Consider the following 25,288-nt stretch of genomic DNA (forward strand, 5'->3'; position numbering starts at 1 on the left):
AAAAAAGAGGTCAGACTAAATCGTCTTGGCCTCTTTAATATTCCAGCGATGATCCGGTATTAATCTATAACAACATTTCTGTCGCTATACGTTTAATAAAAGTCAGTCTTTTGAGACGACAACTCTGCCATCGTGTTTAGATTCAAGGATCTGATGTCCCTTAATGACGCCATCAATTGTAAATGGCAGTTGATAGCCGATTTTAATCGACAGCTTATTTTCAGACATTAATTTCAGTAGCGCAGCCAAAGCCGTCGTGTCAGAAATCTCTTGGGTCGGATGGATGTGTTTAAAAGAGACATCTTTATTGGTAGCTGGTTCAGCATCCCCAACAGTGGCAATGATGCCGCCGTTTTTAACAATGTGAACATCACTATCATTTCCATTGCCGTTTAAAGCCGCATCAAGCACAACATCGGCAGCATCGGCCAAAACTTCAGCTGGATCCTGTTGATCATAGGCAACGTATTGCGAAACGCCAAGTGATTTGACATAGTCTGCGTTACGACTGGCGCCGACACCAATCACTTTTGCACCAAGGCCCAGAGCAACTTGAGCGGCAATTGAGCCGACGCCTCCCGAAGCACCTTTAACAATAACGGTCTGCCCCTTTTTAACGTCTGCAAAAAGATGAAGTCCCTTATAGGCAGCAAGCCCCGGTGTCACAATACCGGCGGCTTGGGTAAAAGAAACATTGCCCGGTAATTTAACCGTGTTTGTATCTTCGCCAATTGCATATTCAGCATATGAATGGTGACCGTGGGCGACAACTCTATCACCAACTTTGAACCCGCTAACGTCACTGCCGACCTGATCGATAATACCGGCTACGTCTCTGCCGGGGATGATCCGGTGATCAGTTGCCTTGAACTCTCCGGCACGTTGCGCCCGTTCAAAATTATTTAAATTAAAAGCCTGTGTCTTGATTAACAATTGATTTCCCGAAATTTCCGGAATCGGGACTTGATATTCTTTAAAAACCTCAGGGCCGCCATTTTGTTCGTATCCAAATGCTTTCATTAAAATCGCTCCTTTATTAATCAATTATTGCTATTCATAGTGTAATGCATGTCAGATCAAAAGCAATTAATATGTCGCTTGATTCTGACTGAAACAGTAGGGAAGAAACCGGTTACGTTTGATTTTAAAGCAAATTTGATTGGGGAAAAAGCTTGCATCCTCTTAAAAAGTCTGTAAACTATGTCGAAGTGACTTTTTTATCATAGAAGGAGGATATGATTTGCTGCAATCAGTTATTTTAAAAAAGACAAAAAATGGTTTTTTAAACTTTATTAATTTATTGGCAGATATTTTTGTACCGATTATTCCGGCAATAGTTGCTGCGGGGCTTCTAATGGCTCTTCACAATGTTTTATCTGCACCACATTTATTTATGAATGATTCGCTTATTACTGCGTATCCAAATTTAAAAGGGTTTGCGGCGTTTATTAACGTTCTTGCCAACGCACCGTTTGCGTTTTTACCCGTTCTCATCGGTTTTTCAGCAACCAAAAGATTTGGTGGAAACCCGTATCTTGGTGGCGCAATGGGCATGATGATGGTTTCTCCAGCTTTAGTAAGTGGTTATAACGTTAGCACAGCTCTGGCCAGCCATCAGCTACCTTACTGGCATTTTCTGGGTTTGCCGGTTGCCCAAGCCGGCTATCAGGGATCTGTTATTCCGATGTTAGCTGTTGCCTGGTTGTTATCTGTTATTGAAAAACAGTGTCATAAGCGGCTACCGGAAGCATTGGATTATACGTTTACACCATTAATCACAATTTTGGTAACCGGCATTTTGACTTTTGTCATTGTTGGACCGGTTATGCGGGATGTGAGCGATGGTTTAACATCTGGATTGCTTTGGCTTTACCAAACATCAGGGGCTGTTGGAACCGGGATACTTGGTTTATTCTACGCACCACTTGTTATCACAGGACTTCATCAAAGTTTCCCGGCGATTGAGACACAGCTGATTGCCAATGTTAAACAAACGGGGGGCAGTTTTATTTTCCCGATTGCATCGGTTTCAAATATTGCACAAGGTGCTTCTGCTCTTGCAGTTTTATTCCTAACAAAGGATAAGAAGCAACGGGGATTGGCATCTTCTGCAAGTATGTCGGCACTCCTGGGAATTACCGAGCCTGCAATGTTCGGGATTAACTTAAAGTTGAAATTTCCATTTGTTGCATCAATGATCGGTTCTGGTGTAGCCTCTGTCTATCTTGGATTAACACACGTCTTAGCGGTTTCACTGGGATCTAACAGCGTTCTTGGCTTTATCAGCATCGCCACGACTGCAATTCCATCATTTCTTGTCAGTTGTGTGATCAGCTTTTGTGTGAGTTTTTCAGTCACTTATCTTTATGGTCGGCGACAAGAGGTGACCGAAATGCTTCAACCAGATGGTGATGAAAAACCTAATGAGGCGATGGCAGCTAATTAAAATTGTTCATAAATGAGTAAAAACGACTGGTGAATGTGCCATAATAGGCACCCAGTCGTTTTTTATTTAACTAATGATCTTTATTTTGATTCATTTTTGAGTAATTCTGAGAACGGTGGTTGGTCAAAAAGGTTTGACTGCTTGTTGTAGGCATCAATCGTTGCCTTGTCGAATTTTTCTGGGTCGATTGGCATAAAACTGGTATCAACCGGATCTTGATTTTTAACTTTGGCATCAATTAAAATTGGTTTTGTATTCTCGGCAGCCTGAAGTTCTTGAACCTTTTTGAAAGCCTCTGCTAAGGACTCTCGATCGGTTACTTTCAAACCGATCGCGCCCATGCTGTCCGCAAAGCCGGCCCAATCGGCACCGATAAAGTGAATCCCATAGGGTTCCTGGTTGGCAGTAATCTTTTCATGTTGAATAAAACCAAAGGCTTTGTTTTCCAAAACAACATTAACAATAGGTAGGCTGTACTGAACTTGAGTTAATAGATCCTGCATGGTCATGGAAAAGCCACCATCACCTGCGATACTGAAAACTTGGCGATCGGGATAACTAAGTTTGCCGGCGATTCCTGCCGGAAGAGCGTATCCCATTGTGCCAAACCAAGCGGACATGCTTAGTTTTTGATCGTGGTTAAACGGTAATTGGCGGATTGACCACATCAGATTATTACCAACATCAAGGCCAAAGACGGCATCATTATCACTGTTTTCTTTGATCGCCCGAATAACCGCCTCCGGAGAAAGGCCGTTACTGTCATCATCTGCGACCTTATTCAACCAAGCATTCCAATTTTGTTTATCTTTTTGAGCAGCTTTTAGAAATGGTGTTGGGTCAACCGCTTCGCCCATGGTATTGAGCTTTGCAAAGAATGGCTTGGCATCTGCCAGAACAGCCAGGTCAACGTCACGTTGTTTACCTAAATCTTCAACGTTGTTATTGATTTGAACAAACTTAATACCCTGTGGTAAGAAACGGCTAAATGGATAGTTGGTTCCTGCCAGAATAATTAAATCTGCTGCCTGAGTGACTTCGAAGCCCGGCTTTGTACCAAGTCGACCGCGGGCCCCCATATAGTTTGGATGATCGGTTGGCATAATGCCGGTTGCAGGAGCCGTTGTCAAAACCGGGACACTGAATTTTTCAGAAAAATCAATCATTTCCTGGCGGGCATCTTTCATACCCAGACCGGCCCAAAGAACAGGGTGTTTTGCTTGTTTTAACAGATTATAGACGTCCTCAACAGCACTCTGATCAATTATCTTAGTGGTTGCGGAAGTAAGCGTTTTGGCCGTTTTGAACGGTTCAAAATCAATTTCTTCTCCCGAAAGGTTGTCCGGAATAATAACAATGGCAGGTCCCTTTGTCCGATAGGCATAGCGAATGGCCTCATCCATAACGTATGGAATCTGTTCGGGGGTGGTCACTTGTTTGTGAAAATCAGTCAGGTCTACGAACATCGGATCCTGATCCATTTCCTGGAAGAAATAGGTATTCATAATCGGGGTTGCAGATTGACCGATAATCGCAACAACCGGTGCGTGATCCATTTTTGCATCGTACAAGCCATTAAATAGGTGTGTTGCGCCGGGACCGGCTGATCCAAAACTAATTCCCACTTTCCCGGTTAATTTCGCGTCAGCTGTTGCAGCCAGAGAACCGACTTCCTCATGGCGAACCTGAATATAGTTAATGTGGTCACGTTCTTGATATAAGCCGTCTACGGTATTATTAATTGAATCTGCGGTAATCCCATAAATATGATCAATGTTCCAACTTACTAACACTTTGGCCAAAGCTTGACCGGCTTTCATTTTTGCCATGATATTGTCACTCCTAAAGGTTATTTCAATTGCTTACTTTTTATAAGTGCAGTTAAAAATATAACGCATCTAGGACACGAGTGCAACCTTTTTATTCACAAGCTTCGATCATTACCTTAAAAATTGATGTAATGGTTAGGGGAAAATCATTTTATTGACTGTGAAAAAATGTTTGTGGGCATTAAGGAATGAAGGCCAACACAAAAAACGTCCATCCTGACAAAGGCCAGTCTGGACGCGTCTAATATCTTATCCCCAATAGTTGGGCTATATCAAACCCAACAGGTAAATTATAACATGCTGGGGTAAATAATTCATCCCAGAAACCATTTATGGGGTGGCTCTATTAAATCGGTTACTAATAACCTACTTGTAGATCCACTTCATTCATAACTAAAGAGTCGTCACCATTCCCTGCGTTCATCATTCAGATTCTACGCTGATGGATGCTATTCTCACAATTTGTCGGTTTTTTTATGACAGTGCACTGCATTGCTGGACGAATACTAAAGACAGAATTACAATAAACAAAAGATTATTTAAGAAAAGGTAGGCCATAAAGTGAATCAACCGTTAAAATTTGACTATAATGCAGCAAAAGGCAAGCCGGAAAATATTCGTCATCCGAAGGGCTACTGCCCATTTTGTGATGTTGCCCATTTAACTAATATTTTAGCTCAGGAACAGGACCGGATTTGGTTGGTTAATAAATTTCGAACTTTGGAAGATACATTTCAAACGGTTGTCATTGAGTCCAGTGATCATGAAGGCGGACCCTCTATCTATTCTATTGAACAGAATCGCCAAGTATTTGAATTTGCATTTAAATGTTGGCAAAAGATGATTGATTCCAATCAATACACAAGCGTGATTATGTATAAAAATTTTGGGCCATTATCGGGTGGTAGTCTGAGACATCCACATTTTCAAATTGTTGGTTTGAATGACTATGACGTTTATCAAAATATCAGTGTGGAAAATTTCACTGGTGTTTTTGTCTCAAATCAGCCACAACGGGAGATCACGCTTTCGACACATCCGATCATTGGGTTTGTAGAGATCAATATTGCAATCAACGGTGTTGAAAATATTGATGCTTTGGCCGATGTAGCTCACGTTATGATCGATTACCTGTTAAATGATTATATGGGTGGCCGTCTATCCTCATACAATCTGTTCTTCTATAAAATTAATGAACGGTTTTATTGCAAAATTGTGCCCAGGTTTGCAACATCCCCATATTTTGTTGGGTATAAAATTTCGCAGGTTCAAAACATGCAACGGTTAAAGGAAATTGCCGATGAAATTCAAAGCAAATTAATGAAGGCTTAGACAATTACAGGTATTTTGGATTGCTGACTTGCTTTTTTTATTGACAGGGTTACAATGATTTTTCAATCGAAATGCTTATCTTAAATTGGAGGTAACTTTATGGTAAATAAGGCGTTTGTAACCGGAGCTAATCGGGGAATTGGATTTGAAATTGCAAAACAGCTTGCAGAGCATGGGTATTTTGTGATTGTCGGTGCCCGTCGGCTTGAATCAGGGCAGCAAGCAGTTAACAAATTAGTTGAAGCCGGCATTTCGGCCCTTCAATTGGATACGATTCAAATAGACTTGACCGAGTCACAATCAATTACTGAAGCAGCGGACAAAATTAGTCGTCAACATCCGGATTTGAACTTATTGGTTAACAATGCCGGTATTGCAGGAGATATGGCAAAGCCTGCTCTGGAAACAACGGTCGCTGATTATCAGCAGACACTAAACGTTAATTTATTTGGCACATTTCAGGTGATTCAGAAGTTAGTGCCGATTTTGAAAAATAATCATGGTCGAATTGCAAATCTAACCGGTCCGTTTTCAGCCACACTTTGGTATAATCCGGCAGCGTACCGTGTTTCGAAGATTGCATTGAATGGTTTGATTCAAACACTGGCGGTTGATTTTATTAACCAGAAACTGCCACTATCAATTTTTGGCATTTTCCCCGGTGGTGTGTCAACCGATATCAATGGTCATCGACAGGGACCGTTTATGAAAACCGTTGAAGAGGGCGGTCAGCTGGTAACTAATATTTTATTGGATGGGCAATCCCATAATGGCGATATTGTTGGACCAAACGGACATGTGTTATCAACAGTTGATCAATAATTTTTAAATTCTATGTAAAAAAGGCCAAAGACGATAGCCTTCGACCTTTTTTAGTTTGCCTATTTGATGATTAATGTCGGCATTTTTAATGGCTCACTGCACTAACAAGAGGCATGTCGGGTTGTTCCTTTACAACAGAGACATCTGCGTCTTGTGCCAAAGCTTGTTTAATCATGACGTTAATTTTTGCGTATGATTCTGGATCATGACCGTTAATTTCATCTCTGGAAGCCACGAACAAGTGACGAACCTGGTCCGAGTTGAGCATGTTCTGAATCGTATTTAAATCCGTAAATAATTTATCTCTGAAGACTTTTGTGATCGCTTCATTAGAGTGGGTATTATTGTAATCTTCGATCTTCTTATTAACCAGTTCTGCAATTTTATCCGGTGCTAAGCTTTGAACCGATTGATCAATTGAGATATCGGCAAGCTTTAATGCCTTGTTTAACTTCTTGAAAAGATTGATATTTTGCGGTAATCCCATCAAAATAAAGTCGTGTTCTCTCAATGATGGGTCATCTTTCAATAAATCTTCCAGAACGTGATAGTATCTTTCCTGGTCAATTTGCTTTTCCTGACTGGTTTCGTTATGCCCATGATATTGAGTTTGACCGCCACGACCGCTAAAGTTCAGTTCGCCGCCACGAAGCTCTGTTCCCAACGCATCTTGAACGGTAAGTGGATAATTTTCAACAGCAAGTGGACTAACACGTTTATTTTGAAGTTGATATAATTTACTGTTATCACGATTTAATTCAAGTAATGTGTAATCAGCGTTTGGCGAAGCACTTAAGAGCAGTAGAAAATCAATGGAGTTGTCAGTGTGATAATCAGCCTCGTCGACACTGGTTCGAATGAGATAATAGACGTTCGAGCCGCTTCGGTCGGAAATCATCGTGATGCCATCGTAAGGCAGTTCTTGGCGAATTAGATCATTGACTTCATTGACGAAAGAATCGATGCTTGGACCGATTTCCTTTTGAATTTCCTTCAAGATATTCTTAACTCGAAGTTGTTCGTTTGCGTCATAAGCCAATTTATTTAGGTTCAAGTTCAGCGTAATCACCGGTGCATTCATGTCTGGTAACTTTGCTAGTTCTGAAACAGTTGTTTTAATTGCCATATTGACCAACTCCTTAAAGATTATGATAGTTATAACTTTTTAATTCTATAACTTCTACTTTCATTATAGCAAATTCACATGTTGGGTTGTGAGAAATTAGCTTGTGAAATCTATACTTATAAATAGTTAGTGCCGAATAATACTTATTTGATAAGCAATAGAGAAGGTTTTGGAATTAAACGTGTAAATGTTTGACCAATTGATCAAGACATTTTAAAACTAAAAATGGGTTCACAAAGTTGATGTATGGCATTAACCCACGACAATTAATTTTGGTACAAATGTTCATAAAAATCTATTTAATAAGGGAGTGCTAGTTGATGGCAGTTTTTACAGCTTACAATCATGATCAAATAATCGATTTTTTGAAACAACAGGCACCACACGCTGAAATTCATATTGATGACGAAACGGCAGTCAAGCATACAGCAAACGGAAATGCCGAAAGTTCAATCAGTGGTCAAATTTTGGCCTATGTCGCCGTTGGAGATAAGGATGATATCCGGGGTGTTTTGAAGACCGCACAGAAGTTTCATTTGCCGGTTGTCCCACAGACCGCTGATACCAGTACCGTTATTGGTGCCGATGGTGTTAATGGCGGTATTATTTTGTCAGTTGCCAGGTTGAATCATATTAAGGAAATTGATAAAGATGATTCGCTTGCAGTCGTTGAACCTGGAGTGATCAACCAGGATTTGGATAAGGCGGCCCGGAAACAGGGGATGTTTTATGCACCTGATCCGGCGTCTAAACCGATGTCTGCTATCGGGGGCAATGTTTCAACCAATGCCGGCGGACTAAGCGGTGTCCGGTATGGCGCAACTAAAGATTCGGTCCTTGGGCTAAAAGTGATGCTGACAAATGGCCAAGAGATTAAGCTTGGCGGTCGGACATTCAAGCAGGCATATGGATATGATTTGACACAGTTATTGGTTGGTTCCGAAGGGACGTTGGGTATCATTACAGAAGTAACCGTCAAATTATTCCCGATTCCGATAGGTAAAACCATTACCGGAATGGCGTTCTTTGACGATATGGCAAAGTTGGCAGAAGGCGTTAAAGCAATTAGAAATTCCGGTTTGTATCCTTCGATGCTTGAGGCGTTAGATGGTAAAACTGTCAAAGCGTTGGATCAATATGAACACACGAGTTATTCACAAAGTGATACATCGTCACTGCTGATTTTCAGCATTGATAGTGCCAGTGAACTAAAATTACAAACTTCCAAGAAGATTCTTGACGAGCAGGGAGCTTGGAATGTTCAAATTACAGACGATCCAGAAAAGGCCAAATCCTTAATCAAGTTGCGTCAGGATATGCTACCGGCGGTCTTTTCCAATGCTAAATATTATATTATGGAAGATATGGCGGTGCCATTATCCAAGCTGGCAGAAATGGTTAAATATATCGCCCAGGTTGGTACTGAGTTGGATGTCGACATTTATACTGCCGGACACGCTGGTGATGGTAACCTGCATCCAAGTCTGTTATGGAATGATCAACCCAACCCACCTGAAAGAGTCATTGAAGCTACTCGTCGGCTATTTAGAAAAACGCTGACTTTAGGTGGCACGATTTCTGGTGAACATGCAGTTGGGATGTCAAAGAATCAATGGACTAATGAAGAATTGGGTGACTCAGTTGACGTGCTGCAACATCAAATTAAAAATTTATTTGATCCAATGGGTATTTTAAATCCGAAGAGAAAAATTAATTAAGCAGGATCATTAACAAAGAAGCTGACTCAAGTGCTTTAATAGCACCCGGATCAGCTTCTTATTTTAGTTACGGTGATTATTTTTCCTGATAATCCATTCGAATGATGACGGGATCCTTGGTTAGATAAGCACCAACGCCTGAAAGAAAGGCTTGGAAATGGGAAGTGTCGTTATGAAAGGCAACTGCATCAGCATCCTTCCAATGTTCAATAATCTCATACTCATTGTCTGTCCCGATTTTTTTAAAATGATTATAACTGATATTACCAGCCTCTGCACGTGAGCCTTGAACCAGCTTATCGATAAATGCTTCGTATTCTTTTTGCTTACCCGGTTTAACCGTGAGTTCAACATTAATAACTTTCATGATTTTCCTCCAAGTGATTCCTGTATTTGATAAGTCTATTATAACAGTTTTCTCATTTTGCCAAATTTAAAATTTGATAGTGATATCCCAGGGCCGTTACAAATTCTAAAGCGTCGTGAGTGCCAACAAAAATAGTCAGCTGCTGTTTTATGAGAGCTGACCATTTTATTCTAGGCAAGTATGATTAACCTATTTTTATTTTATTTAAGTGATTTCCATTCCCAATTTCTGATTTCTGGTAAATCAGCTCCGGTTTCACGAATGTAGTCATGATGTTGCTGTAATTTGTCATCCATGTGCGAAGTGAATTCGGAAGACTTATCACCGTAAACATCTTCTGCAACTTCCTTAGCTAAGTGGAATCGATCCAAGTGGTTCAATACACGCATATCAAATGGGGGGGGTAATATCACCATCTTCACGATATCCATGAACGTGTAAATTGTGGACGTGGATGTTTGGAAGCAATTGTCACATTCAATGTTTGCTTCATATTCAATGCTTTGTGCATAACGGCAAGCAGTGAATTTGCATCGGCCGGCAAGAATTCACGAATATAGCGAGGCCTCTTTTCGGCTAAATGAGTTAAAATACCCGGATCCTGGTGCGAATAACCATTATGATCCTGCTGGAACGATGTTGATGACGAAATGATGTTCAATGATGGATATTTTTGACGCCAAGGTGGCTCATTAACTTCGCGAATCCACTTGAAGTATTGCGTCAACATTGAATCAACAACTCTTAAGAAAGCTTCGTAACTCGTGAAGACACCGTGTCGACCGGTTAAGGTGTAGCCTTCCAACCAACCTTCGTCTTGGTGTTCGGAAAGTTGAGAGTCAATGATACGGCCGTCTGCCTTCATCAACTGATCATATGGATTGTGAATTGGTTCCATCCATTGACGGTTGGTAACCGCAAAGGCTTCCTGCAATTGGTTTGAAGCAGTTTCATCAGGACCAAACGGACGAAAGTTCTTAGGGTTATTCTTGATAACATCACGGGAGAATTTGCCATATATCTCAAATACTTCCTAATATCGTACTCAAATTTCCATTTCGCCTACAGGCTAGTGCCAAATAATTTAATGGTCAATTATTTTACAACCCTTTTACGGCTGGTTTCGATAAAAGTTTGATCACTTTCAGTGTCATATAAAAGACAGGTACACAAAAAATTCCAAAGGTTCAAGAGATGAAACGACCTTTGGAATTAATGCAAATAAAGGAAAACAAACAGGATTATTAACTGTATTCTAGTTGTGAACGCCAATAAACAACCACAATACGATTAATAATAAGGAGGATAATCAGAGAAGATGGTTAGACTGCTATTCACCAAGATACATATAAAGCATTGCTAAGAAACCATATGCCTTAACGGTATTTTGTTTTTCTACAAGGTCTTTTTCTTTAACCAGTTCTCTATAAAGATCCAGATTCTGGTCAGATTGGTTTTGCATATGCTCACCTTCTCCTGAGCTCATTTTACACCAAAATGAGGTTTAGCAAAAGTTAAATTTAGGGATGCCCAAAAAATAAGTTTAATAATTATTTTTGATCAAAAAAACAAAATGGCAGTTATCTATTTTATATAAAAGCTTCTTTAAACGAGTTGCCTATTTAATAAAATATCGGTAATATGGGAATGATCGTTAAATGAGTTTGGGTTGTAGGGGTTGATGTGATTGTGGTAAAAAGAGAAACTGATAGGGACGTTATTGCGGAGCTTGCAGATAATAACTTAATAACGGGCACGACTGCAGGTGATTATCTGGTCCGTAAACAGCGTGGTGGATTGCAGGGCAAAAAAGATACTGCACTACACGCTTGGGAAAAATTTGCTCATAAGGGTAGTCGTGTCAATTTAGCATTGGTCAATCAATTAACATTAATATTTAAAAATGGTGAAAAGTTGGTTTTTGATTCAAAAGATGTTTCATTTTTAATTCTTGAAAAAGATTTGGACAATCCGACCTTACTTACTGGCTTTGTGTTGGTCCTTAATCGAGAATTAAGCGTTCAGGCCAACCACTATTTTGTTGGTGGCCGGGATGCCTTTGAACATTTAAAAAAAGTTCAGGATATTATCGACATTGAACTGACGGATTCTCAAAATAACATAAGTAGACATATTGTCCACTGGTCACCAATATCGGATCCGTTGGTAGAGAATGTCAACCAACGGTTTGTTGACATTGATGATGCATTGTTCTTGTATGCTGTGTCAAATCAGCGTTATTCAATGGTAGATGCCGTAAAAGCAGCTCTTTATACGGAAAACTTCAACGCCATTATCAAAGAATTTCGTTCAAAGAGGCCTGAAAGTTCGTTGACGGACAGTCGTCACGAGTTTACCGTGCAACTCGAAGAAATGCTTCAGGCAGTCTCAACAGATCAGTCTCAAGCCCAGCGCAGATTAGAAGATGAACTCTTAGTTGATAAGGTTCACACGGATAGTGATCAAACTTTTTTTGATCATTGGGAGCCGGTTTTATATCATCTCAAGTCCAAGGAAAAATTTCTTGGGATTGATCTACTATCTTATGATGTGTTGATGATGATGAATGTGGTGATTCCAGAGGGCGACTTTTGGAAGGGCTTCACGTGGCTTCTTTGGGAAATTTCCAGGTATGGTATTAAAACCGCAGAACGCCAAAAAGCCATTGACAATGCGAAGCAAAAATTGCAGGAACAGACAGATCAAATCAGTGAGTTCACTAAATCGACACAGCGAATGAGGGACTTTATTAGTTGGTACGTTAATAACCATCTGTCCGATCCAACATTACCGGACTTTGTGGAAAAATATTGGCCGCTGACAAAGGGACGAAAAGAAAAGTTTTGGAATAATGGTGGTCATGCTTTCGTAATGGAGCAAAATCCCAAATTATTAAATGAATTTATGGCAAATTTTGGAGCCGATTATTATCAATTTAAAGATGTAGACACTGATTAATCATTTTAAACGATAGTTATGGTAGAGTTGGACCATTGGCACCATGAGAGTGTGGTCATAATTAAAATGAATGGGTGAAAAAAATGGCAGTAGAATTAACAAATTTCAGAACACTTGGTGGTTATCCGGCTGCAGATGGCCGAATAAAAGATGGTTTGTTGTATCGGGGTGGTCAGATTGCCGACTTGGATCAGAATCAGATTTTATATTTAAAAGACAAACTGGCAATTTCCCGGGTAGTTGATTTTCGAAGCCAAGCCGAGAGAAAACAATATCCCGATAGTGTATGGGGTGGAGTTGATTATGACGCGATCGATGTTTTGGTTGATGCAAAGAAAAGCGGTGTCAGCATTGAAGGCATGATTAATAATGCGGGCGACATCAGTCAAGTGATGTTAGCAACGTATGCCCAACTGGTTACCAGTCCTTCTGCTCAAAAGGGTTATCATCAATTTATGACCGCATTGGTAGACGACCCAAGGCCGACGTTCTTTCATTGCTTTGCCGGTAAAGATCGAACCGGTGTGGCGGCCGCTTTAATTCTAAAAACGGCTGGCGTCAGTGATAACGACATCTTTGAAGATTATTTAAAAACCAACGAATCACGCAAGAAAGCAAATGAACAAATTATCCATCAATTGGCAGATAAATTAACAACCGGCCAGCAAAGGGCATTAAGTCAGGCATTGGTAGTTGATCGGCGTTATTTACAACATTTTTTTGTGACGATCAATCAGCAATATGGTCATTTTGAAAATTATTTAAAAGAGGGGTTGGGTCTGGAGAAAGGGTTTGTTCCTGAATTTCGGCATCAATATGTCGTGTAAGGTTAAATGATTGCTTGTCGATTGAACAAGCACTAAAATGACCTTACTAAATAAATAGGGGATGTTATGATGGCAAAGTTAAACCAGGCAATGAAAGATTTAATTGCTGGTGAATTATCTTATATTGCGACAGTTGATGCAGATGGCAATCCGGATGTCGGTCCTAAAATTTCCATGCGTGTGTTGGATGACGAACACCTTATTTATAACGAAATGACGGGTGGTCAGACACAAGCCAATATTAACGACAATGGTAAAGTTATTGTTGCGACTGCCAACGCTAAAGCGCTAAAGGGATTTCGGTTTGGCGGGACTGCAAAACTTTATACAGACGGTCCTTATTATGAACAAGCCGAAAAATGGGCTGAAGGAAAGTTTCCAGTACCAAAAGGTGCCGGTGTGATTAATATTGAAAAAATTTGGACACTTGATCCGGGCCCTAAAGCTGGAAAGATATTTGAAGAATAAAATACGAGATTAAAATGAACCTGGAAAGATCATCAGGTTCATTTTTTGGTTACGATTAATAAGTGCATTTAATTGTTTTTCAAATTTGACACCGCTATCATAAGAATGAATAGAAAATTGATGGTTATACAGGAGGTCTTAATAATGGCAGAAACAATTAATTCAGGCATAGCAGCATTACGAACACTTGAGAGTTGGCATGTTGATCATATTTATGGTATTCCGGGTGGAACTGTTAATAATTTGATGTATGCACTGGATGCCGAAAAAGATCGTATTAAGTATATTCATGTTCGTCACGAAGAAGTAGGTGCTTTGGCTGCGGTTGCCGATACAAAGTTAACCGGACACATAGGTGTTGCGTTTGGATCGGCTGGTCCCGGTGCAACTCATTTGTATCAAGGTGCCTATGATGCAATGGCAGATAAAGTTCCTGTGCTTTTTATTGTTGGTCAAAATCCACAGGCATTAATGAATCAAGATTTCTTCCAAGAGTTTGATGAAAACCCTTGGTTCAAAGATGCCGGTGTGTATGCCCGTACGGTCATGACTGCCGAGAGCTTACCTCATATTCTTGATGAAGCTATTCGACGGGCATTTGCACAACACGGTCCCGCATTTGTGACAATTCCAAACGATTTGTCAAATAAAGAAATTCCGGCCGATGACTACTATAGTTCGGCTGAGAACTTTGCAAAACCTGTCCTTGGGGCTGGGTCGGATGATCAAATCAATCAAGCGCTTGAATTGATTTCAAAAGCCAAAAAGCCTTTAATTTACGTTGGACAAGGGACAATTGGTGCAGCGGATGAAGTGATGCAATTTGCTAGGAAGTTTCAAATGCCGGTCATTACAACCGCGCTTGGCAAGGAAATTATTCCTTATGACTTTGAAGCATTGTTAGGATCAGCTGCCCGTGTTGCTTCCAAGCCGGCTAATGAAGCTTTGCAAGAAACTGATTTGATGCTGTTTGTTGGGTCCAATTATCCATTTGCCGAAGAAATGTTTAAACCGGATGTTAAATTTATTCAAATTGATAGTAATCCGCAAGTACTCGGAAAACGTCATAAGACCGATGTGGCAATTTTAGCCGATGCTAAGAAGTCTCTTCAGCGATTTATTGAATTAGGTAAGGATAGTGCTCCTTCAGATTGGTATGCCGCAAACGTGGATAACGTTGCTAATTGGCATCAGTACAATGATGACATGATGAATCGAACGGACGGTGAGTTAAGATTTGAACCGGCCTTTAAGGAAATTAATCGAATTTCTGAAGACAACGCAATTTACTCAATCGATGTTGGTGATGTGACTCAAAATGCGGTTCGTTTATTGAAAGTTAACGGTAAACAACCATGGATTACTTCCGGTTTATTTGCAACGATGGGTGTGGGTCTACCCGGTTCCATTGCTGCTAAACTAAGTTATCCGAACCGTCAGGTCTTTAACTTGGCTGGTGATGGTGCTGCTGCCATGGTGATGCAGGATTTAAGTACTCAGGTTGCGTACCACTTACCGGTTATCAACGTTGTCTTCTCAAATGATGCCCTTGGTTTCATTGAAGATGAACAGGAAGATGACAATCATGAATGGTTTGGTATTAGTTTGCCGCAAACCGATTTTGCCAAAGTAGCCGAAGCTCAAGGTATGACCGGTATTACGGTGACAAAAGTTGGACAAATGAAGCCGGCGTTTGATCAAGCAGTTGAGTTGATCAAAGCTGGCAAACCGGTCTTAATTGACGTTAAGATGACTAATGAGCGTCCAATACCGGTTGAAAAACTAACGTTGGATCCTGATAAATTTGACGAAAAGACGATTAATGAGTTTAAGAAACGTTATTATGCTGACAAGCTTGTTCCATTAAGTGAATTCTTAAAGAAACACGGTGTTCAGTCATAAACCTGATTAACTAAATTAATAAAGCTTCCAAAAATGATTTTGAGCTTGTTTTTAAATCGTTTTTGGAAGCTTTTTTGTAGTTCTGAGTGTGTCATAATAAAAGGAGAGGGGGACTTTACATTGCGTTTGTGGCATAGGTGGCTTTTATTAGGATTACGAGTCGGATTTATTGCTTTATGGTATATGATGTTTGCTTTAGCAGCGGTTGGGTTAAACGAGGTTCACATTAGCTCGGATAGCGATAATTGGGGTGTTATTCTTATTTTATGGATTTTGTTATTCCAATGGTTTCTGATTGTTATTGCATTATCGGCAGCGTTTCTTAAAAAGAAAAAATCCCTTTTTATACTGACAGGGTTGATGGTCATATTATCAGTGACATTTTTCGGCGATATATTTCATCCAGAACTGGGGAATGTGGCCCTTAGCCAGTCTGTCAATAATTTATTGACACTTATTTTTCCGTGTGTTCTGGTCGTTACGGCTTGGTATTTTCCAGTACTTTTAGGTTGTCACTTAGGAGACCAACATCACCGATTGACAGTTTGGATTATTTTGCCAAGTATGCTTAGTGTAATAAGCCTATTAACGCCAAGCGGGGCCACCAGATTATTTTTGTTGGGTGATGGTCATATGATTGGGGCGGCTAAATCGAAACTGGTAGTAAATACTTATAAATTAAAGGAACGGTCACATCCTTATGCTGTTTATTCAACGAGAACCCCCCGTATTAAAACATATGACAATGAGATGGTCTGGGACCTACAAATAAAAGTGTCCCGTTACGGTTGGCTATATATCCCGATGGATAATGACAGCTGGACTGAGGACGCTTAAATTTACGAAAACGAAAACAGCTTATCATTGATTGATACTGGCGTATACCCCCAGAGCTAAAGTTTTTACTTTAACTTTTGGGGAGATACCTCACATCAAACAAAGATAAACTGTTTTTTCACGCTCTGTAGTAAGTAAGTTTTTGAATAAAACGATTTGATGACAGACAGGTCTTCTGTTTCGAATTATTGAGATGTTGAATTGGTTGATGAATCATTCAATTGCCTTAGTTCAGATAGTAATTGAAGTAACTGAGCATGGTAAATATCATTCCGTAAGGTCTGATTTTCCTGACTAAACCAGTACTGTTTAGCTGGATAAACGTATTTTTTCGGTACTTGGTATTTGTTGGCGATTTCCTGAAACGTCCCTGGATTATTTGCGGCTTGTTGAAGTCTATAAAGCGGTTCCTGTTCAATGATTTGAACAACTTGTGGCCGAATTTCAGCCGGAACCTTTGGTTTGACGATTTTAACAACTGTATTTTTAATTGGTTTGTCTAAAATAGTATTGGTTTGTCGTTGAGCATCGGATAGTTCATGAATTTGATGACCAATGTACAGAAAGCCTCCCAGAAGTACCAGTAATACGATTACGACAACAATTAATTTTGTATGTTTTGTTTTTTTAGTTTGTTGCGTTGTTTGGTTTCGCTGCATACGTGACGGTGTTTGATTTTGCATAAAACTCCCCCTTCAATCTGTCGCTTTCATTCAGTATAACATTTATTGCGAAATGGTCCGTTTTTAAAAGGTTGGGATCTGAAGGGAGCGTTATCGTTCTAATTTAAGCTTTTGCTGGTTGGTATTTCAAAATAACAAACCCCATTAATAGAAAGCCTGACTAATGACACTTTAATGCGTGCCATTTAGTCAGGCTTAATAATATTAAATACATTTTAGTTGCTGAATATTTCTGTATTTTGAAGATAAGTCATTTCATCAATTGAGATTCGCTGCTGAAGCTTTTCGGCAAGGGATGAATTGATCTTTCCGGTACTTAAAGCTTCTTGAATTAGTTCGTACTCGCTATGAAAGGCTCGCATGAACATCTGATAAACGATGTCAGCATTAACGTCCTTTCCATGAATTCGACGGTGGCGTGTTCGATAGAATCGTTTAACCATGTTTGATTCAACACCGCTTTCAACATCTTTGGTTTTTAGAAAGGCCATAACGGCATCAAAGCCAACCTGTTCAATCGGTAAAATATCCTCACCGTGTTTTTTAAATTGTTCCCGCCAGTAAACTTCTTCAAGAATAACTGGAGCGGTTAGAAAAGCATCTTGTGCGCGATTCATGTCCTTGTATAAGGTTCCGATGTGTAAACTGAAGCGAATTCGTAACAGGACATTTTTCCAAATCTTTTCATCGGCAGAGAAATTATTTAGTTGTAAGAATTTCCCGTAATAAAACAATTCATCATCGGTGATTTTGCCGTCGTCATGTAATTTTTGAACAGCTCTTAACTCTACCTGATGACTTGCACTCATCAATCGGCGACGTAACTTTAAATTTGGTGTGCCGTCTAAAACCAATTGTTGTTGCAGAGAATCGATAACAATTTGGGCTTCTTCGGGATGCTCTTTTTCTTTAACCAAATCGGAAATTGCCGCTTGAAGCATGCGCCGTACCCATCGATACCTTGGCTGATTATTATCTTGACTCGGTAAAAGAAGCGGGACGAAAATCGTTGGCATAATCAAACTGATGAAAATAACAACAGCTGCCAAAAAGATCATGGGTCCACGAAATTCGAACGGTTGACCATGAATGACTTCTGGCATCGAGAAAGCCAAAGAAAGGGTAATGGTTCCATTGGCGCCACTAAAGGCCATGACCAGACTATCCCGCCATTCGTGACTTGTTTTAACACGTCTTTTAATTAAATAACGACTCCAGAACAGACGGATAATACCTTTGGCCAGATAAAGGAGAACCCCGATGCCAATCAATTTATACACACCGAAGTTTGGGTTGGGGGATTGTTGCATGGCAGTAATGACTTCCGGTAAGGAGAGTCCTAATAAGACAAACACGGTTCCTGATAACATGCCGGAAATGATTTCCCAAACATTACTGGTAATTAACTGCATTCGTGATGAGGTTAAACGTAGCTTTTCACGTTCGGAACCCTGGGCTAGTCCAGCAGCCACAACGGCCAGGATACCTGACAATGCCAGCTTTTCGGCCAAAAGGTAAACCAGAAATGGCGTCAATAGTTGTATGAGAACCATGATGAGCGGTGTATCATCGTTGTAGCGAATTAAGAATAGACGAACGCTAACGATTAAGACACCGATTAGACTTCCAAATAATAAGCCACCTAAAAATTCCCATAAGAACATGCCGACTGCCAACTCCATTGAAAAAGTGCCGGAGATAAAGGCAGCTAGTGACATGTCAAAAACGACAATGCCGGCCGCGTCATTAAACAGTGATTCGTGTTGTAAAATACCGGCTTGTTCTTCAGCAATGGGATTTGATTCAAAAATCGAATTAACCGCTGAGGCATCGGTAGGCGTGACAATAGCGAGCAGTGCAAACGCCAAACTAATGGGTAGCACGGTATAAACCATGTGCAGTCCGGCACCAACAACCAGCACGCTGACCAACACCAGGCCAACTGCTAACGATAAAATATTGGTGATAGATCGTCCGATCCAAAGCCGTGAACTATTTTGCGCCTCATTAAACAGCATCGGTGCAATCACTGCAAGCGCAAAGGTGGATGGATCAAGGTGAAAATTTTTATAAACAGGTAATCCTGCCAACAGAACACCTAAGAAAATCAAGAAGAATGGCAGTGGAATTTTTGTAAAGTATCGTGCCAAAATATTGGCTAAAACAACGGCTGCCAAAATAATTGCTAAAAGTAACACCTCATCCATTTTCGGCACTTCCTTTTTGTCAGTTTATTAACGATATCAGTTTAGCACTTATAGCCTAAAAAAGTGCCGGATAGCACTTGAGTTAAAGGTCATTGGGCACAGATGACGACTAATATAAAAGTGATATCAGTCAAAGTCTTTAATATGACCGTCAGGCTGTGGCGATCCTATCCTGATAAATAAGGATACAAAAATGGCGAGCCGCTTCGACCTTCTGAACGCAAATGCGCCGATCGTTACGAACTCACCGTGGTTTGGCACCGTCATGAAGTATAGCATGAAAAGTGCTGGAATATCAAGGGGGAAGGATGGTCTCATTTATATAGAAGAGACGCGTTATTAGCGCCCAAAGCGAACTAATAACGATGATATTTTTATAATTTATCCAAAATTGATCTTACAATTTCAATAAAGTCATCTTTATCAGGTTTCATGTCATGTTGGGTCCATTCGATAACAATTCCCATCATGCCACGAACGGACCAAACAATTTCATAATATCTCTGCAAATCGTCTTTATTAATTTTTTCGAATTGCATGACCTTGTCCACAAAGATATTGAACAATCTGTTTACAACAGAAACGGTGTTTTCTTTAATAAAAATCGAAAAAAGAGTTTTATTTTTGTCAATGTAATTAATGAGTCTCTGAGCAAGCTCAAAATAGCTTTCTGTTTGCGTAGTTGGGTAGTAGGTTTCAAAGCTTTCAAATAAGCCGTCCAAAAAATGATTATTTAACTGATCGTATAAATCATACAAATCATCGTAATGGAGATAAAAAGTACTTCTGGATATATCGGCCTCGTGAACAATTTCGGCAACCGAAATTTTGTTTAGGGGCTTTTTTTGTAGAAACTGAATGAGTGCTTCTTGAATACTTTTCTTGGTTTTTCTCTGTCGTCTGTCTTCAGCCATATTTTCCTCCAATTGGTCAATTTTTATTATTTTGTCCATTAAAAGACATTTTTCAATGAATTGCTCTTTGATAAAAGGGAAAAATATCTATAATATACACATATTCATTTATAGACAACCGTCTATTAAGTTCTAAGTATGACTAAGTTTCTCAACAAAAGCAAGTTACCTTGATAAATAATGATATTTGAATTTCTTGAATAGGTGAGGGATAGAAAATGAACGCAAAAAGAATTGAACAACAAAGCCTCAATCGGGGCATCATTATTAATATTCTAATGGGAAGTGCTGGAATGCTTGTGTATGCTTTTACCCATCTTGAAGCCTTATTTCTAGATGCTTCGTTTGTATTAATTGAAGTCATTTCCGGCATAGTTGCCGCCGCTATTTCCAGAATAAGTCAGAGAAAAACGAAACAGTTTCCAAAGGGGCTGTTTATCTTAGAACCGGTTTATGTGTTTTTTAAGTCGATATTAATCATTTTCTTGATGGGGTTTACGACTTGGAGTGTTAGCGTTAAAGCTTATTTATTTTTTACAGTCGGGCAAGGAACCAAAATTAATGTTGTTCCGGTTCTGATATATGCAATTGTGATGGTTATTTTAGGATCATGTCTGCTAACGATGTACCGCAGGGGAAATAAAAAGATGAAAGGAGCAAGCGAAATACTGACTGTCGAATCTAAAAATAGTTTTATCGATGTCATGATGTCTATCGGTATTGCTTTTGTAGCAATGCTGCTGATGTTTATTCCAAGCGGATCACCCTTATCATTTTTGCTATATACTGGTGACTTCTTCATTACTATCATAATTGTTCTAATGTTTATTGGGCAGCCAATTGGTTTTATGATTCAGTCGGTTAAGGAGATACTTGGCGCAGAACTGCCGGCTGGGCCGATCAAACACACAATAGAAGCCATTGTGTTGAAGCACATGTCAAACTGTAAAAAAATATTTATTTTTAAAAGGGGGATGCACATTCAAGTGGACGTTTACTTATCTCCAGGGATGGGAGCTTGTGCCCTCAACTCGATAAAATTGATTAGAGATAATCTAATAGCGATATTTCAATTAGTAGACGTTGATTTCATGATTGATTCACAACGGGAAAACAAACAATAATTTATTGAAGGTGGGAGAATATATGAAATTATATGAAAAAATCATCATTGGAGCACTGACATCATTAACTTTTTTTGCTGGAGCTTTAAAAGCATCAGCTTGTACAACTGTGATAGTCGGTTCTAAGGCAACTAAAGATGGCTCAACGATTATTGCCAGAAATGAAGATAACTCAACAAATTGGGCAAAGCATTTTATTGTCCATGCACATACGGATACTGGTCAAACAACCTACGTTTCGAAAGGAAATCAATTTACCATTCGGCTTCCTAAAATCCATCAAAGATACACGTCAACTCCGGACTGGACACAAAAACATGGTCAATACGGAGAGGATGGCATTAACGAAAGTAACGTTGCAATGAGCGCAACTGAATCAACAGATTCAAATAGGAAGGCCATTAAGGCGGATCCATTCGTAAAAAGGGGGATCAGTGAAGATGCCATGCTCGATGTGGTATTACCTTATATTCATTCTGCTCGTCAAGGAGTGATCAGAATGGGGAACATTATTAGAAAGAGTGGTGCCGCAGAGTCCGACGGTATTATTTTTTCTGATAAAAATGAAGTGTGGTATATGGAAATCGGAGCGGGTCATCAATGGGCTGCGGTTAGGATACCTGCTAACAGATACGCGATCATTCCCAATCAATTGAGAATAGGACGATTGAGATTAAAAAACCATAAGAAGTATTTAGCTTCCAAGCATCTCGTTTCTTTTGTACGAAAGCATAAGTTACTTGGCTACAGTAAAGGGATTGTTAACTTTGCTAAAGCATTTGGAACCAGCAACAAAGCCGATCGGCAGGAAAATGATCCTCGAATTTGGGACGGTCAAAGAATTTTAACACCAAGTAAAAAGCAGAGCCCAGATCAGAGAAGTTTTCAGATGTTTATGAAATCCGATAAAAAAATTACAGTTCAAAAAGTTGGTCAGGTTTTGGCTAGTCATTTTACAAATACCAAGTATGATTCAAAAGGTCGATGGCTTAATAAATTCCGACCGATTAACATGCCAATGAATGACGAATCACACATTCTTCAAATTAGGCCACATGTTGCTAAGGCCATTTCAGGTATTCAATGGTTGGCAATGGCTTCTCCAGATACTAGTGTTTATGTTCCGTTTTACACGGATATTAATAACACACCGGTGACTTATCAAATTGGAACTGATAGGTATGATTCGAAATCCGCTTTTTGGACATACAAATTAACGGGAGTTTTGGCACAGCCTTATCCAAATAGTTTTACTAACCGCTATATTCGTCCCATTCAAAGAAAGGTTAATCGACAACTTCTGCGTCATTTAAAGAATAGCGATAAACAATCCAGTGCAATTGCCAAGACAGCGGATTTGCAAACCTATTTAACTGCCAGCAACCAAGCGAACGCTGTACTTGCCCAGAAACAATTTGATGAGTTGAATGCAAATCTGATTACAAAATCAACATCAGAGGTTTTTAGGGAACTGCATATTAATGTGTCGAAAGGATGACAAGTTTTTGAGGTAGATTTCCCCTTATTGATTAGCCACCATATAATAAGTACATGTATTCGCAAATTATAGTATTCGCTAAGAATCATAGGTGTTGTAAGCAGAGAGGCATGTTGATAGTGGGAAATTAGTTAACATGGTAAAATACTATAAACAAGGTAACTATTGGGTAGCAAAAGTTTATCGATTTTGATACTTGAGGGGTACATGTATGAAAAAATTCGAATATAGTTTATTGGCATTGACAATTGCTTTGGGAGTAAGTTTTTTGCAACAAGGGTCTAAAGCCAGCACGAGCCCAGAAACCGGTACAAGAAGTTCACAAATAGTAGAATCTAGGGAAACATTAGATTCTTGGATGCCTGATAAGGGATTACAACAGGATATTTTAGCCTATCTAAAGAAAACATCCCAGCTTCCAAAAGATGCCACATTAGAGGATATTACCAAAGAAGTGGCAAACAATAATCGTTATATAAACATTGATATTACTAATCCAGTATCTTCATTGCAAGGGCTAGAATTCTTTAACGGTATGTTTAGTATTGGGTATTTAACGTTTAGGAACACAAAAGTGCTCTTTCCAGATCTTAGTAATTTGAATCTAAATAATAGTTACCGTCAGCTGGCTACCCAGTATGATAATAATGGTTTTAATGATTTGTCACAAACGTTAAATCAGATTAAGCAACAGTTGAGTACACGAGAAGACCTTGGAAAGTTACATGTCGTTTATTTAGGGTTTACTCATCAGCATTTTACGGATATTTCGCCATGGTATGGCTTTTCTCAACAATATTCTAATCTTTCTCTTTACCAAAATGGCTTTTGGGGATTTAATAACAATACGGCATTTGCAGAAGCACAATTGGAGGAAAATGGCGACATTGTTTTAAAAAATCCGTTGTATATTTTTGATGATCAAGGGAATAGAATTTCACTGACTGATGGCATAACCGCGACTAACAACGGTAGCTATGATCAAGGTAAAAATGAAATTATTTGGCACAACGCTGATCCAAATACAAAATTGGAAGTAAACTGGAAAAAAATTATGAGTGATTCAAGCCCCTATAACAAGCAACCAAATAAGGATATAAATTTTAATGGTCAATTAACGATTAATGTATTGGGTAGACCTGTAACCGTCAATTACCTTGATGAAAGTCATAACAAAATTGCAGAATCTAAAATTATTACCGGCTATTTTGGTGATAATTATAAAACCGAACAAGTAGATGTACCGGGATATACATTCATTTCGGTCGATGGCGAAAAGGTGGGGAAAATTGGTGCTAAGAATGTCATTGTAAATTATTACTATAAAAAGGAGTCGACACCAACAGTGCCAACGACACCGACAACACCGACGACGCCAACGGTGCCAACGACGCCAACAACCCCAACAGCGCCAACAACCCCGACGACACCAACAGCGCCGACAACACGTCCAGACCAAGTTTCGGATTCTGACATTCCAAATTATGTAGTCGCAAAAGGTCAAGCTGTATATGCAGTAAATACGATTGGACTTTATAAAAAAGGTGATTTTTCCAAGAGAAATCGTATTAAGTATTACAAAAGAGCTGTACGAATTAATCGTCCGGAGTTTGTTGTCAAAGGATATAAACGGGATAAGTCTGGCAAATTAAGATATCGCGTCCAACAATATAGTCCGTATGCTAAGCGGTATATTAAAGGAACCTCTGGATACATTACTTCTAGCGTTAAATATGTCATCCCTGCTTATTATGCGACTCTGCCCGCAAATAAAAAGATCAAAATTATTAACCCAAATGGAATAAACTCATACAGGAAACTGCACTCACCGGAGAAATCAGGCATTTTAAAAAGGGACAAATATTAAAAGTAAAAAAAATCGTTAAGTACAAATATACTACGAGATACCAGTTGTTAAATGACCGTTACATTACGGCTAATAAGAAATTTGTCATTTTTACTAAGTTTAAATAGTTTAAAACGCCAAAACGCCAAAACGCCCATCCTTTTTGACAGGTGGGCGTTTTTGTCATTACTATCTTTATTTAAACAGGGCTTCTTTGGCACTTAGCAGTTTACTAATGCTGTTAGGCAGAATATGCCTCTGTTCCATTATCGCTTTCGAAGTTCTTCTATAGTAATTGAGAAAGCTTCCGGGGCCACTAACCGTTCACATCGCATTCCCTTATTGTTAATAAGATTTAAAGAGATTAAGGAACCGACAGTATTT

The 25,288-nt window shown here is 39.4% G+C and carries 21 protein-coding genes and 1 pseudogene; 13 read left to right on the forward strand and 9 right to left on the reverse strand.

The window, feature by feature from the left end:
- Positions 1 to 102: 102 nt before the first annotated feature.
- Positions 103 to 1,020 (reverse strand): NADP-dependent oxidoreductase, encoded by a 918-nt coding sequence (locus tag HMPREF0519_RS04360; RefSeq protein ID WP_003634986.1) that lies wholly within the window; start codon positions 1,018 to 1,020, stop codon positions 103 to 105.
- Positions 1,021 to 1,240: 220 nt separating this feature from the next.
- Here HMPREF0519_RS04360 and HMPREF0519_RS04365 point away from each other — a divergent pair, with 220 nt between their 5' ends.
- The gene (locus HMPREF0519_RS04365; protein WP_003559825.1) at positions 1,241 to 2,446 is read left to right on the forward strand and encodes a PTS transporter subunit EIIC; all 1,206 of its coding nucleotides are present in this window, start codon (positions 1,241 to 1,243) and stop codon (positions 2,444 to 2,446) included.
- An 80-nt stretch (positions 2,447 to 2,526) separates the two neighbouring features.
- Here HMPREF0519_RS04365 and HMPREF0519_RS04370 read toward each other — a convergent pair whose 3' ends face one another.
- Positions 2,527 to 4,275 carry a thiamine pyrophosphate-dependent enzyme gene (locus HMPREF0519_RS04370; RefSeq protein WP_003634988.1) on the reverse strand — a complete coding sequence of 583 codons (1,749 nt, stop codon included), beginning with the start codon at positions 4,273 to 4,275 and terminating at the stop codon, positions 2,527 to 2,529.
- A gap of 561 nt (positions 4,276 to 4,836) precedes the next feature.
- Here HMPREF0519_RS04370 and HMPREF0519_RS04375 point away from each other — a divergent pair.
- Complete coding sequence (locus tag HMPREF0519_RS04375) at positions 4,837 to 5,607, forward strand: DUF4931 domain-containing protein (RefSeq protein ID WP_003634991.1); 771 nt, start codon at positions 4,837 to 4,839, stop codon at positions 5,605 to 5,607.
- Positions 5,608 to 5,706: 99 nt separating this feature from the next.
- Positions 5,707 to 6,429 (forward strand): SDR family NAD(P)-dependent oxidoreductase, encoded by a 723-nt coding sequence (locus HMPREF0519_RS04380; protein ID WP_003634993.1) that lies wholly within the window; start codon positions 5,707 to 5,709, stop codon positions 6,427 to 6,429.
- A gap of 85 nt (positions 6,430 to 6,514) precedes the next feature.
- Here the strand turns inward: HMPREF0519_RS04380 and HMPREF0519_RS04385 are convergent, their stop codons facing one another.
- The gene (locus tag HMPREF0519_RS04385) at positions 6,515 to 7,555 is read right to left on the reverse strand and encodes a baeRF6 domain-containing protein (protein ID WP_003634994.1); all 1,041 of its coding nucleotides are present in this window, start codon (positions 7,553 to 7,555) and stop codon (positions 6,515 to 6,517) included.
- Positions 7,556 to 7,875: 320 nt separating this feature from the next.
- Here HMPREF0519_RS04385 and HMPREF0519_RS04390 point away from each other — a divergent pair, with 320 nt between their 5' ends.
- Complete coding sequence (locus HMPREF0519_RS04390) at positions 7,876 to 9,273, forward strand: FAD-binding oxidoreductase (protein ID WP_003559833.1); 1,398 nt, start codon at positions 7,876 to 7,878, stop codon at positions 9,271 to 9,273.
- A gap of 76 nt (positions 9,274 to 9,349) precedes the next feature.
- Here the strand turns inward: HMPREF0519_RS04390 and HMPREF0519_RS04395 are convergent, their stop codons facing one another.
- The 3 genes and pseudogenes from HMPREF0519_RS04395 to HMPREF0519_RS14575 all read right to left on the reverse strand — a co-directional run bounded on the left by HMPREF0519_RS04395 (position 9,350) and on the right by HMPREF0519_RS14575 (position 11,102).
- Positions 9,350 to 9,640: a putative quinol monooxygenase gene (locus HMPREF0519_RS04395; protein WP_003559834.1), complete on the reverse strand. Its 291-nt coding sequence runs from the start codon at positions 9,638 to 9,640 to the stop codon at positions 9,350 to 9,352.
- Positions 9,641 to 9,840: 200 nt separating this feature from the next.
- Positions 9,841 to 10,655 (reverse strand): annotated as a pseudogene (locus tag HMPREF0519_RS13285) (phosphoketolase family protein); the annotation flags it as partial.
- 315 nt (positions 10,656 to 10,970) lie between these two features.
- Positions 10,971 to 11,102, reverse strand: coding sequence for a hypothetical protein (locus tag HMPREF0519_RS14575; RefSeq protein ID WP_003553493.1), 132 nt, complete (start codon positions 11,100 to 11,102; stop codon positions 10,971 to 10,973).
- 227 nt (positions 11,103 to 11,329) lie between these two features.
- On the opposite strand from HMPREF0519_RS14575, the gene HMPREF0519_RS04410 reads away from it, so the two are divergent.
- From HMPREF0519_RS04410 to HMPREF0519_RS04430, 5 genes are all read left to right on the forward strand, one after another.
- On the forward strand, positions 11,330 to 12,598 hold the full coding sequence (locus HMPREF0519_RS04410) for a hypothetical protein (protein WP_003635003.1): 1,269 nt from the start codon (positions 11,330 to 11,332) through the stop codon (positions 12,596 to 12,598).
- A gap of 83 nt (positions 12,599 to 12,681) precedes the next feature.
- Positions 12,682 to 13,425, forward strand: coding sequence for a tyrosine-protein phosphatase (locus tag HMPREF0519_RS04415; RefSeq protein WP_003559844.1), 744 nt, complete (start codon positions 12,682 to 12,684; stop codon positions 13,423 to 13,425).
- 66 nt (positions 13,426 to 13,491) lie between these two features.
- Positions 13,492 to 13,893: a pyridoxamine 5'-phosphate oxidase family protein gene (locus HMPREF0519_RS04420; protein ID WP_003635006.1), complete on the forward strand. Its 402-nt coding sequence runs from the start codon at positions 13,492 to 13,494 to the stop codon at positions 13,891 to 13,893.
- A gap of 144 nt (positions 13,894 to 14,037) precedes the next feature.
- Positions 14,038 to 15,795, forward strand: a complete 1,758-nt coding sequence (gene spxB, locus HMPREF0519_RS04425) for a pyruvate oxidase (protein ID WP_190870490.1) — start codon at positions 14,038 to 14,040, stop codon at positions 15,793 to 15,795.
- Positions 15,796 to 15,915: 120 nt separating this feature from the next.
- Positions 15,916 to 16,632 (forward strand): hypothetical protein, encoded by a 717-nt coding sequence (locus HMPREF0519_RS04430; protein ID WP_225429166.1) that lies wholly within the window; start codon positions 15,916 to 15,918, stop codon positions 16,630 to 16,632.
- A 185-nt stretch (positions 16,633 to 16,817) separates the two neighbouring features.
- Here HMPREF0519_RS04430 and HMPREF0519_RS04435 read toward each other — a convergent pair whose 3' ends face one another.
- The 3 genes from HMPREF0519_RS04435 to HMPREF0519_RS04445 all read right to left on the reverse strand — a co-directional run bounded on the left by HMPREF0519_RS04435 (position 16,818) and on the right by HMPREF0519_RS04445 (position 20,436).
- Positions 16,818 to 17,315, reverse strand: a complete 498-nt coding sequence (locus tag HMPREF0519_RS04435; RefSeq protein WP_003635011.1) for a hypothetical protein — start codon at positions 17,313 to 17,315, stop codon at positions 16,818 to 16,820.
- Between the two features lie 215 nt (positions 17,316 to 17,530).
- On the reverse strand, positions 17,531 to 19,522 hold the full coding sequence (locus HMPREF0519_RS04440) for a cation:proton antiporter (RefSeq protein WP_003635013.1): 1,992 nt from the start codon (positions 19,520 to 19,522) through the stop codon (positions 17,531 to 17,533).
- 374 nt (positions 19,523 to 19,896) lie between these two features.
- Entirely contained in the window at positions 19,897 to 20,436 is a 540-nt protein-coding gene (locus HMPREF0519_RS04445; RefSeq protein ID WP_225429167.1) for a TetR/AcrR family transcriptional regulator, read from the reverse strand.
- Positions 20,437 to 20,654: 218 nt separating this feature from the next.
- On the opposite strand from HMPREF0519_RS04445, the gene HMPREF0519_RS04450 reads away from it, so the two are divergent.
- The 4 genes from HMPREF0519_RS04450 to HMPREF0519_RS14325 all read left to right on the forward strand — a co-directional run bounded on the left by HMPREF0519_RS04450 (position 20,655) and on the right by HMPREF0519_RS14325 (position 25,032).
- The gene (locus HMPREF0519_RS04450) at positions 20,655 to 21,560 is read left to right on the forward strand and encodes a cation transporter (RefSeq protein ID WP_003635017.1); all 906 of its coding nucleotides are present in this window, start codon (positions 20,655 to 20,657) and stop codon (positions 21,558 to 21,560) included.
- A gap of 22 nt (positions 21,561 to 21,582) precedes the next feature.
- Complete coding sequence (locus tag HMPREF0519_RS04455) at positions 21,583 to 23,058, forward strand: C69 family dipeptidase (RefSeq protein ID WP_225429168.1); 1,476 nt, start codon at positions 21,583 to 21,585, stop codon at positions 23,056 to 23,058.
- 211 nt (positions 23,059 to 23,269) lie between these two features.
- The gene (locus HMPREF0519_RS04460) at positions 23,270 to 24,925 is read left to right on the forward strand and encodes a MucBP domain-containing protein (protein WP_003635020.1); all 1,656 of its coding nucleotides are present in this window, start codon (positions 23,270 to 23,272) and stop codon (positions 24,923 to 24,925) included.
- The gene (locus HMPREF0519_RS14325; RefSeq protein WP_233419326.1) at positions 24,919 to 25,032 is read left to right on the forward strand and encodes a DUF5776 domain-containing protein; all 114 of its coding nucleotides are present in this window, start codon (positions 24,919 to 24,921) and stop codon (positions 25,030 to 25,032) included. Before HMPREF0519_RS04460 ends, HMPREF0519_RS14325 begins: the two co-directional genes overlap by 7 nt.
- The last annotated feature ends 256 nt before the right edge of the window (positions 25,033 to 25,288 follow it).

It is taken from the genome of Lentilactobacillus hilgardii DSM 20176 = ATCC 8290, from assembly GCF_000159315.1.
GTDB classification, from domain to species: Bacteria; Bacillota; Bacilli; order Lactobacillales; family Lactobacillaceae; genus Lentilactobacillus; species Lentilactobacillus hilgardii.